At 48.7% G+C, this 10,609-nt stretch carries 8 protein-coding genes; 2 read left to right on the forward strand and 6 right to left on the reverse strand.

The genetic code is table 11. The annotated features are described in order from the left end of the window. Positions 1 to 161: 161 nt before the first annotated feature. The gene (locus N7E60_RS07180; protein WP_069587733.1) at positions 162 to 380 is read right to left on the reverse strand and encodes a DUF2835 domain-containing protein; all 219 of its coding nucleotides are present in this window, start codon (positions 378 to 380) and stop codon (positions 162 to 164) included. A gap of 96 nt (positions 381 to 476) precedes the next feature. After that, positions 477 to 3,086, reverse strand: coding sequence for an aminopeptidase N (pepN, locus tag N7E60_RS07185; RefSeq protein WP_269598522.1), 2,610 nt, complete (start codon positions 3,084 to 3,086; stop codon positions 477 to 479). A 342-nt stretch (positions 3,087 to 3,428) separates the two neighbouring features. Between pepN and pncB the strand changes: the two genes are divergently transcribed. Further along, positions 3,429 to 4,601, forward strand: a complete 1,173-nt coding sequence (gene pncB / locus N7E60_RS07190) for a nicotinate phosphoribosyltransferase (RefSeq protein WP_269596924.1) — start codon at positions 3,429 to 3,431, stop codon at positions 4,599 to 4,601. A 79-nt stretch (positions 4,602 to 4,680) separates the two neighbouring features. Here the strand turns inward: pncB and N7E60_RS07195 are convergent, their stop codons facing one another. The 4 genes from N7E60_RS07195 to N7E60_RS07210 all read right to left on the reverse strand — a co-directional run bounded on the left by N7E60_RS07195 (position 4,681) and on the right by N7E60_RS07210 (position 8,744). Further along, entirely contained in the window at positions 4,681 to 5,328 is a 648-nt protein-coding gene (locus tag N7E60_RS07195) for a hypothetical protein (RefSeq protein WP_077456730.1), read from the reverse strand. Positions 5,329 to 5,504: 176 nt separating this feature from the next. Continuing rightward, on the reverse strand, positions 5,505 to 7,511 hold the full coding sequence (gene prc / locus N7E60_RS07200) for a carboxy terminal-processing peptidase (RefSeq protein ID WP_269596926.1): 2,007 nt from the start codon (positions 7,509 to 7,511) through the stop codon (positions 5,505 to 5,507). Between the two features lie 17 nt (positions 7,512 to 7,528). Further along, positions 7,529 to 8,170 carry an RNA chaperone ProQ gene (gene proQ / locus N7E60_RS07205; RefSeq protein WP_069589069.1) on the reverse strand — a complete coding sequence of 214 codons (642 nt, stop codon included), beginning with the start codon at positions 8,168 to 8,170 and terminating at the stop codon, positions 7,529 to 7,531. Between the two features lie 115 nt (positions 8,171 to 8,285). Continuing rightward, on the reverse strand, positions 8,286 to 8,744 hold the full coding sequence (locus N7E60_RS07210; protein ID WP_069589071.1) for a GAF domain-containing protein: 459 nt from the start codon (positions 8,742 to 8,744) through the stop codon (positions 8,286 to 8,288). A gap of 76 nt (positions 8,745 to 8,820) precedes the next feature. Here N7E60_RS07210 and N7E60_RS07215 point away from each other — a divergent pair, with 76 nt between their 5' ends. Next, positions 8,821 to 10,608, forward strand: coding sequence for an ABC transporter ATP-binding protein (locus N7E60_RS07215; RefSeq protein ID WP_269596928.1), 1,788 nt, complete (start codon positions 8,821 to 8,823; stop codon positions 10,606 to 10,608). Position 10,609 lies beyond the last annotated feature (1 nt).

Here is a 10,609-nt window from a genome sequence, read left to right on the forward strand (position 1 = left end):
AGACGTTATCTTTGTAGTAAGTATTAGAGGTAAACATTGCGTTAACATACGCACTGCCTAGTGTAAGGCTTGCTACACAAAAACGTTATATCTAAACAGCTGGATTTATACGAATTTCGCGAGAATGTGACTGGTGTAGCTATTTCCTTTGCTACGTTTGGTTAGGCGATGCGCTCGAGAGAGCGAAAGCGATTCTCCTCATCGGTGGTAAGTTTAAAACGGCCTCGGATACCGAGTTGTGAGAGATAAGGACGAAAGCGTGCGGCGGGAATTTGCAAGCGTAATCCCTTATCGGTAGTAACCACCACACTCGACGCGGCGCCACTGTAATAGAGCTGATACTCTGAATAGGAAATATTGACGTTAAAACGATAATCCATCGTGTTGATGCTCAGTCATTTTTTCTCTGCAAAGGGTAACAAAAAAGCCGCCCAAATTGGACGGCTTGATGATCATTGGGTCACGATTAGCTCGCCCTATTGTTCGAGCGTTTTTTGCACTTTCTCGTACAAATCGTTAGCCAAGTTATCCATGTCAGCCAACTCTTGTAGTACTTGGCGCATATGCTGCTGACGTTCAGTGTCGTAATACGCCAGTTTAAGCAATGGATCGATTAAACGAGAAGCCACTTGCGGGTTCGATTCGTTTAACGTTACCAAGATCTCTTTCAAGAATCGGTAGCCGCTTCCATCTTTAGCGTGGAAGTGCACGGGGTTGCGCGAACAAAAGGCACCAATCAAACTACGGGTTCGGTTTGGATTCTTAAGGCTAAATGCCGGATGAGCCATTTGTGCTTTCACCCCTTCCAAGGCATGTTCTGCCGGATTTATACCTTGCAGCACAAACCACTTATCCATCACTAGCCCGTCATGCTGCCACTGGTCGCTAAAGTGCTTCATCAAGGACTCGCGGCATGGCAGTTGCGCGGCGTTGGCCGCATGCAGTGCTGCCATTGTATCGGTCATGTTGTTGGCATTACGGTATTGTGCTTCGACCCAATCATTGCCGTTTTCAGTATGTGCAAGATAGCTTAAACACGTGTTGCGTAAGTCACGCTCACCAATCGCTTTATGGCTGATTTCATATGACGCTTGCGTATATTGGCGATAAACCGTTTCCAGCTCATCAACCATTTCATCCGCGAATTGCTGTTTGAAAGCAGCCATGACCCTATGAATCGCATCCACATCCACAACATCAAACCAGCCCGCCACTTCGTTTTCAGAAGGTAACTTGAGCACTTCTGCAATCAATGCCGGTTCAGTGTTCTCGCTCAGTAGTACTCCACGGAAAGCATCAACCACTGACGCTGGGATCACTATCTTTTCATCATTTTGTACGCGTGCCACATTGGCCTTGATGTGTTTTGCTAGCAAACTTTGTCCGGCATCCCAACGAGCAAAATCATTGCGCGCGTATTGCAGCAAGAAGGTTAGGTCTTGATCTTGGTAATCATACTCAAGCTTCACCGGTGCCGAGAACTCGCGTAGCAACGAAATCACTGGCTGCTCATCCACCGCATCAAAAATAAAGGTTTGCTCTGCTTCAGTCACCGCCAAAATATGGTGTACAGGTTCTCCGTGACGCTGTAACTCAATAACACTGCCATCTGCACGATATAGTTCAATATCGAGCGGAATATACAATGGTAGTTTTTCCGCTTGATCGGCCGTTGCTGGCGTATGTTGCTTCACATGCAATGCCAGTTGTTTAGTGGCATCGTCATAGGTTGAAGATACATTGAGAACCGGCGTGCCCGATTGACTGTACCAGCGTCGGAATTGGGTTAAATCAATCCCTGAGGCATCTTCCATTGCCTGCACAAAGTCATCGCACGTTGCAGCGGTGCCATCATGGCGTTCAAAGTAGAGCTTCACACCTTTTTGGAACCCTTCTTCGCCAAGAATGGTGTGCATCATGCGGATCACTTCACTACCCTTTTCATAGACGGTAAGGGTGTAGAAGTTATTCATTTCGATCACTTTTTCCGGGCGGATCGGATGCGACATCGGGCTTGCATCTTCAGCAAATTGAGGCCCGCGCATAACGCGAACATTTTCAATACGGTTGACCGAGCGAGAGCCCAAGTCAGACGAAAACTCCTGATCGCGGAAAACCGTTAACCCTTCTTTCAGGCTCAGCTGAAACCAATCACGACAGGTGACTCGGTTCCCCGTCCAGTTATGGAAGTATTCATGACCAATAACCGCCTCAATCCCCAAATAGTCGGCATCGGTTGCCGTCTCTGCATTGGCAAGCACATACTTGGAGTTAAAGATATTTAGGCCTTTGTTCTCCATGGCACCCATGTTGAAGAAATCAACGGCCACGATCATGTAGATATCAAGGTCATACTCAAGATCGAAGCGTGTCTCATCCCATTTCATCGCATTCTTAAGCGAAACCATGGCGTGATCGGCGCGAACTAAGTTGCCTTTATCTACGAAAATTTCGAGGGCCACTTCACGGCCTGAACGTGTCACAAAGCTATCACGCAACACATCAAAATCACCAGCAACTAGCGCAAACAGATAGCTTGGCTTTGCATACGGGTCATGCCACTCAACCCAATGACGACCGTTATCCAACTCGCCCGACGCAATTTTGTTACCGTTACTCAGCAAGTATGGATAAGACGCTTTATCCGCAATCACCTTGGTGGTGAAACGTGCCAAGACATCCGGGCGATCGAGATAGTAAGTAATACGGCGGAAGCCTTCTGCTTCACACTGCGTGCAATACGCACCGCCTGATATATACAAACCTTCAAGGGCCGAATTATTTTCTGGGTCGATCTCGGTTTGGATCGTGAGCGTGAACGCCGCAGGCACATCACGGATGATGAGTTTGCCTGACTCTTCACTGTAGGCCGTCCATGCATCGCCATTGATGTCGATACGCACTAACTTTAGGTTTTCGCCATCCAGTTCAATGTCAGTCGCATTGTCATTTAAACGCTTCACTTGGCTCACGGCCGTTACCAAGGTTGCGTTTGGCTCAAGATCAAATTCTAGGTTTAGGTCAGTGATGGTAAAATCAGGGGCGCGATAATCTTTGCGATATTTCGCAGTGGGTTGTTGAGACATGTTGAATCCTTATTATTGGGTGTACCTCAGCCAACAAATCGTGTCAGTGACTGCCTGACGCCAACCTTGGCGAGCAGCGTGCTATACCATACCGCGCTCGCAAAAAGATGACTATAGGTTTAACACTTTGTTATCAATTGTTTGCGTATGCGATGTGTAAAAAACGCCTCACAAACTGTCAATGTGACGATAAAACCTCTCAAATTGGCGAATTGTGCAGCATATTGTCAACGCAGGCTGCCAATCCGGCAGGAAATATAATGTGACGACGGTTAAATTTTACAGAAATTGCGGTACTATGACGCCAATTTCGTTTTGTAACACGTAAGGCGTTCCACACGCATGCACAATCCGATCATCACTTCACTGCTGGATACGGACGCATACAAGCTGAATATGCAGCAAGCCGTCTTTCATCACTATCGTGACGTTCACGTCACCGCGGACTTCTATTGTCGGAGTGATGAGAATTTGACTCCGCTAAAAGACGCGGTGATAGCGCAAGTGAACGCGCTAGGCTTACTGCGCTTTACTGAGCAGGAGTTAAATTATCTGGCCTCGCTCGAGCTCTATCAAGCAGATTTTCTCTCATACCTGAAGTACTTTCAGCTTCGCCCAGAGCAAGTCACTGTCACTATCGAAGAAGGACAGCTGGCGATTCATATTGCTGGTCCGTGGTGCGAAGTGATTCTCTGGGAAGTGCCATTACTCGCGATTATCTGTGAGTTACGGAATCGCATCTGCTACCCCACGTACGGGGTGGAGCACGCACTCGCCCGACTCGAGGAGAAACTGAATCATTTACCCGAAGACGGCTTTGCCGATGACTTTCAATTGGTCGACTTTGGCACACGTCGCCGCTTCTCGCGTGATGTGCACTACGCCATCGTTAAACGCCTGAAAGCCGCTTATCCCCCGCTAAAAGGCACCTCCAATGTTTGGTTAGCGAAAGAGCTTGGCCTGCCCCCAGTTGGTACCCAAGCTCATGAGTGGTTTCAAGCGCATCAGCAGCTGGCGGGAGCGTTGGCCGATTCACAACAGCTCGCGCTACGTGTTTGGTTAAAGGAATATCCAAACAGTCTGGGCATCGCCCTGACCGATTGCATCAATATGGATGCTTTCCTTCGTGATTTTGACAGCGAACTCTCGCAAGCCTTTACCGGCCTGCGTCATGACAGTGGCGATCCCATCGCTTGGGGAGAAAAAGCCATTGCCCACTACCAGCATCATGATATAGACCCTGACACTAAGACGCTGGTCTTCTCTGACAGCCTCACGTTAGCCAAGGCTATTCATATCTATCGCCATTTTTCAGGACGGGTGCAAACATCGTTTGGAATTGGTACCCAATTAACCTGTGATCTACCCGATGTGAAAACCCTTAACGTGGTGATCAAACTCACTAGCTGCCAAGGCAAACCCGTCGCCAAAATCTCCGATGAGCCAAACAAAGCAATTTGTAAAGACGAGGCGCATTTGAGTGCGCTGAAAGCCGCATTTAGACTGATTGATTAAAAGAATCAGGTACAAAAATGCCCGCTGTGATGCGGGCATTTTTTTCAGCGCGTGATGGCTTATTGTCTTGTTTGGCGCACTATTGCCGTTCCAGAATCGCTTCCATCCCAAACACATCATTGGTTAACCGCAAGGTATCTGCCGCCAGTTGGAATTGCGATGAGTGCCGACCGTTACGGTAGATCAACATCAGGTTGTCGCCTTCCACCAAATAGACCCCGCGATGAGTAACTGAGCTCCCATCATCCCCGCGCACCTGCATCGCGAATAAGAAGTCAGGCCGTAATTGCAGCGATACTCCGTCAACGTGTTCACTCACATCTTCGCCTGAGATGCTGTGGGAACGCCACAAACCGCTTAAATCTTCTGGCAGGAGCTTGGTAAAGACCGCACCTTGCAATTGCAATTGGTTATGATTGAGCTGATAGGCATGCCGCTGCTCGATGCCTTCATTATCGTACAGGCGTAATATGTTCTCGTTGATGTCGTACTGCCCTGCAGCGGTTTCGAGTTGTCCATCATGACGCAACAAATCGATACGAAACTCGTAATTGGAATTAAAAGACAGATTAATCGCTTTGTAAGGATGTGGGGCTTGCTCAACGGGCATGTCGCTAAACCAATACCAATCTCCCAGCAGTAATGGGAAATCCACGCGAGAGAGCTCTTCGCTACGAACCGGAAGCGACACGATGATCGCTAACATACACCCAAGTAAGAGACGCATAACTCACCCCACTGACCGTTATTCCTATCAATAAGGTTAGACGCAGATCTCAAAATGCTACAATTTTTTGATATTGATCTCGTTTTATCGGTTCATCAATATCGGCACGTCATCTCCATGTCATAAAAAAAGCCTAGGCAATTGCCTAGGCTTGTCGTGACACCAACCGAGGATGATCAACGGTTAGCGATTAGGGAGGCAAGATCATTGGTAATGCTCGCCGCTTCCTCTAAGTAGGCGTCCGGCTCTTCGTAATCCTTCGGCACATCCTCGAGCGATTTAAACGGCAGTTCGCCCATGGCTTTTTGACGTACATTTAGGCGCGCCAAACGTTCTTTATCCTCGCGATCCATTTCCTGCCGACGCACTTTCTCATTCAAGGAAATACTGTTTTTATCTTTTTCCTGCTGATAAAGCGTAATGTCTTCGCGGATAAAACCAAACTCACGGTCTGAGGCAATACGGGTTTGATGGCGCTTGGTCAACGCATCAATCACGTCATCAGGCAGCTTCATTGCCGAGTATTCCGCAGGGGCAATTTGATCCCATGGCAACGCATTGTCTTCCATGCTCTCACCGGTTTCATCGGGGGATACCGACGATGGAAACGCAATGTCGGGTACCACGCCTTTATTTTGGGTACTGCCACCACTGATGCGATAGAATTTTTGAATGGTGTATTGCACGTAACCTAAAGGCTTTTCGAACAAATCATAAATATGATTTAGCGAGCGGTGCTGCTGCACTGTACCTTTACCGAATGACTGTTCGCCAAGCACAATCGCACGGTGGTAATCTTGCATGGCCGCGGCAAAAATCTCTGACGCCGACGCACTGTAACGGTTAATCAGTACCGTCATCGGCCCGTTGTAGAAACTCTTGCCATCACTATCATTATTGACCTTAACTCGACCGTAACTATCGCGCACTTGCACAATCGGACCTTTGTCGATGAACAAGCCACTCAACGCTGTTGCTTCACTCAAAGCGCCGCCACCGTTATTACGCAAGTCCACCACGATACCACTGACATTTTGCGCAGTGAGCGCTGCCAACTCTTTCTTGGTATCTTCAGCCAAGCCGACATAAAAGCCCGGTACCGTCAGCACCCCTACTTTTTGATCGCCACGTTCAATCACGTCGGATTTGACCGCGCGGTCTTCTAAGCGGATTTTGTCACGGGTAATAGTGACGCTGTAACTTTTAGCGTTGGCGCCTTCAGGCAAAATCTGTAGCCGGACCTCACTTCCCTTAGGTCCTTTGATCAGCTCGACGACATCATCGAGTCGCCAGCCAATCACATCCACCACCGCCTCGTCTTCTTGACCGACACCGATAATGCGATCTCCCGGCGATAACTGTTTAGACTTAGAGGCAGGACCACCGGCCACCAGCGAGCGAATCACTGTATATTCATCTTTCACCTGCAACACCGCACCAATCCCTTCGAGTGACAGGTTCATCTCAGATTGGAACTGCTCAGCATTACGTGGAGAGAGATAGCTAGTGTGCGGGTCCACTTCTCGCGCAAAGGCGTTCATGTAGACTTGAAACACATCTTCACTGTGACTTTGGGTGAGGCGCTTCAATGCGCTGTTATAGCGCTTACCTAGGGTTTCGCGAATATCGTCATCGTCTTTCCCCGTTAGACGGAGATTCAACGCATCATTTTTAATCCGCTTATCCCAAATCGCATCGAGTCCTTGCTCATTGGCCGCCCAAGGCAGTTCGGTACGGTCGAGAACCATTGACTCGTCTTTAGAGAAATCAAACGGCTTATCGAGAACCTCGAGTGCGTATTGGTATCGCTCAAAGCGCTTTTTGAGTACCAAATTGTAGATTTCGTAGGCTGCGTCGGTTTCCCCCTCTTTGAGCTGATCGTCCAGCCGATCTTTCCAACGCGATAAGGTATCGACATCGCTCTGGGTTAAAAAGACACGGTTGTAATCTAACGTCTCGAGATAACGCTCAAAGATCCCGGCCGAGAAAGCATCGTCGAGAGAAAACTGCTTGTAATGCGAGCGAGTAAAGCGCGAGGTGACACGCTTTGAAGCGGTTTTGTGTTGGGGTTCAGCGGAAAGTGTTGGCAAATCACTGAGTTGAAAGTTGGCCTCTACGGCCTGGGCAGACGCTGCCAGCATCAAGCTGGCAGCGATAGCCGAAAAGCGGCGTCGACAAAACATGCGTCGAGGAGTCTCCTTTAGGCGCTGAGGTGCTCCGCTTTCACTAACATGGTCAAACCGTTAGTAAGACGAACACGCACCTCATCCTTGTTAATTTCAACAATGGTCGCTGGTAGATTACCATTGCCCATGTTCACATTTACGTCTTTTCCTACGACAACGTCGCTGGCGCTGAGTTCGCGACGTGGCTCTTTAGCTTTCTTAGTCATTTTAGCTGGCTTTGGTTTACTCGTACGAGCTTTTGCCGTTTGAGCTGCCGCTTTTTTGCCTTTGGCTGGCGTTTTGCCTTGACCGTCTGCTTTTTTCGCTTGTTGCTTACGACGTTCCGCCGCACGCGCTTTGCTTTCAGCAAGAGTTTGAGCCGCGTGATCAATATGCTCTTGTTCTAGCTCACCACACGCGTTGCCATCAAGATCGACGCGTGACGCACCCGGTTTCACGCTGTGCAGATAACGCCAGGAAGACGTGTACTGGCGAAGCGCGGCTCGCAATTGGGTTTTGCTTACCTTAGGGTCATCATTCAAGCGTTCTGCAAGATCTTGAAAAATGCCAATTTTTAGTGGCTTGGCTTCGCCTTCAACAGTAAAACATTTAGGGAAACGTTCAGCAATGTAGGCAATGACTTCTTTGCTGTTCGCGAGCTTTTCAGTATTTTCCATGTTTTTTCCTGGCCTGCTGTAGTCAAGCTGCAGCAGAATATCTACGTGTATTTAAGTATGAAAGTGGTGCGTATTATAGATACCTGATATTAAAAAACTACCGAGATTGACGAAATTACAGGTGTTTTTGCATTTCTTTGACCAAGGTAGTCAGGCCCTGTTCATCTTCTTGGTCAAAACGACCCACGGTTGGGCTATCAATATCAAGCACAGCTTGGAGTTGGTTGTCGATTCTAACCGGGACGACAAGTTCAGCGTTACTGGCGGCATCACAGGCGATATGCCCCTCAAATGCGTGTACGTCTTCAATCCGCATGACTTTATCTTGGCTAAAGGCGGCACCGCAAACCCCTTTTTCAAATGGGATCCGAACGCACGCCGGCAGCCCCTGAAATGGTCCCAACACCAACTCTTTGCCATCACTCAAGTAAAAACCCACCCAGTTAATGTCTTCAAGTTGGCTATTCAGTAATGCGCTCACGTTCGCCAGTTTTGCAATCAAACTTGGCTCGCCCTCACATAAAGCAACCGCTTGTTGGGTTAACAGACGGTAAAAATCAGCTTTGTTTTCCATAAATCACTGCATCTCAAACAACAAGACCATTACAATAGAAATAATCCAAAGACATTTCAATTGAGTATCTTGATTTATGATTACTTGGCGCTGGCTTCTTGACCAAGCCCGACCTCATCGTACCCGCCTGATTTGGGCCAATATTGTGGCAATTACCGCCACCTTGATCAGCGTGCCCATTCCCTTACTGATGCCTTTACTGGTCGATGAAGTGCTGCTCGATAAACCCGATTGGGGGCTCGCGGTGCTAAACCACGTATTGCCACAAGCTTGGCAACATGCCGCTTTTTATATCGCGGCGGTGCTTGTCATTGTGGTGTTTATGCGTGCCACCAGCCAAGCGCTTAACATCCTTCAAAGCCGTCAGTTCACCCTGGTCGGCAAAGCCATTACCTATAAAATTCGTCAACACCTGATTGCGAAATTAGGCCGTGTGAGCATGCAAGAGTATGAACTGCGCGGCAGTGGCGGGTTAACGTCTCATTTGGTGACCGATGTCGAAACCATTGATAAATTTATTGGTACTACGCTGAGTAAGTTTATTATCGGCATTCTCACCGTAATGGGCACCGCGGTGGTGCTTTTGTGGCTGGATTGGCGGTTAGGGCTTTTTATTTTGCTCATCAACCCGATCGTGGTTGCCTTAAGTCGCGCTCTAGGCCAACGGGTTAAACATCTTAAAAAACGAGAAAACCAAGCGTTTGAGCGCTTCCAGCAACGTCTCGTCGATACACTCGATGGGCTTTACCAACTCCGCGCCGCCAACCGAGAGCGTGAATATCTTCACCAATTGGATCAAAGTGCAGGCGATATTAAGGTCAGTGCCGATAAATATGCTTGGCAGTCAGAGGCCGCGGGACGCTTATCATTTTTGATGTTTTTGATTGGCTTTGAACTTTTCCGCGCTGTGGCGATGGGCATGGTCTTTTTTAGTGATCTGACCATTGGCCAAATGTTTGCTGTGTTCGGCTATCTTTGGTTTATGTTGGGTCCGGTTCAGGAACTGTTAGGGATCCAGTTTGCATGGTATAGCGCTAAAGCAGCCATGAATCGAGTCAACGATGTGTTGAGTTTGCAAGAAGAGGCTCGCCGTCCTGACGGCCAAAATCCAAGTGATAGCGACAATACAGCCTTGGATATCGAGATTGAGGATCTGCACTTCGCCTATGATGAGGATAAATCTGTTCTCAATGGCTTGAACATGCATATCCCAGCGGGACAGCGTGTCGCATTGGTCGGCGCCAGTGGTGGCGGCAAGTCAACATTGATCCAATTGTTGCTGGGCCTTTATCCGGTTGAACGCGGCGATATTCGCTATAACGGCTATTCGATCAATCAGCTTAATTTAGCCGCGCTTCGCCAACAGATTGCGGTGGTACTACAGCAACCCATGTTGTTTAACGATACCCTGCGTAATAATTTGAGCTTGGGGCGAGATGTGACTGATAGCGAGCTTTGGCACGCGCTAGAACAGGCGCAACTTGGCGATGTCGTGAATAAGCTCACTCAAGGGCTAGATACACCGCTAGGACGACAAGGGATCCGTTTATCGGGCGGGCAACGTCAACGCGTCGCCATCGCGAGAATGTTGCTTGGCGACCCGAAACTGGTCATTCTAGATGAAGCTACATCGGCATTGGATACCGCAACAGAGCGGGCATTGCACCAAGCGATGCATACCTTCTTAGCCGGTCGCACCACCCTGATTGTCGCGCATCGGCTCTCTGCGGTGAAAGAAGCGGATTTGATTTATGTGCTGGAGGATGGCCAAGTCACCCAAAAAGGCACCCACGGCGAGTTGGTGACCGCCCCGGGTGTTTACCAAACGCTTTATGGCACCATTCAACAAGCAGCAGGGAAATAGC

Origin of the sequence: Salinivibrio proteolyticus, assembly GCF_027286365.1 — a bacterium.
GTDB lineage: Bacteria > Pseudomonadota > Gammaproteobacteria > Enterobacterales > Vibrionaceae > Salinivibrio > Salinivibrio proteolyticus.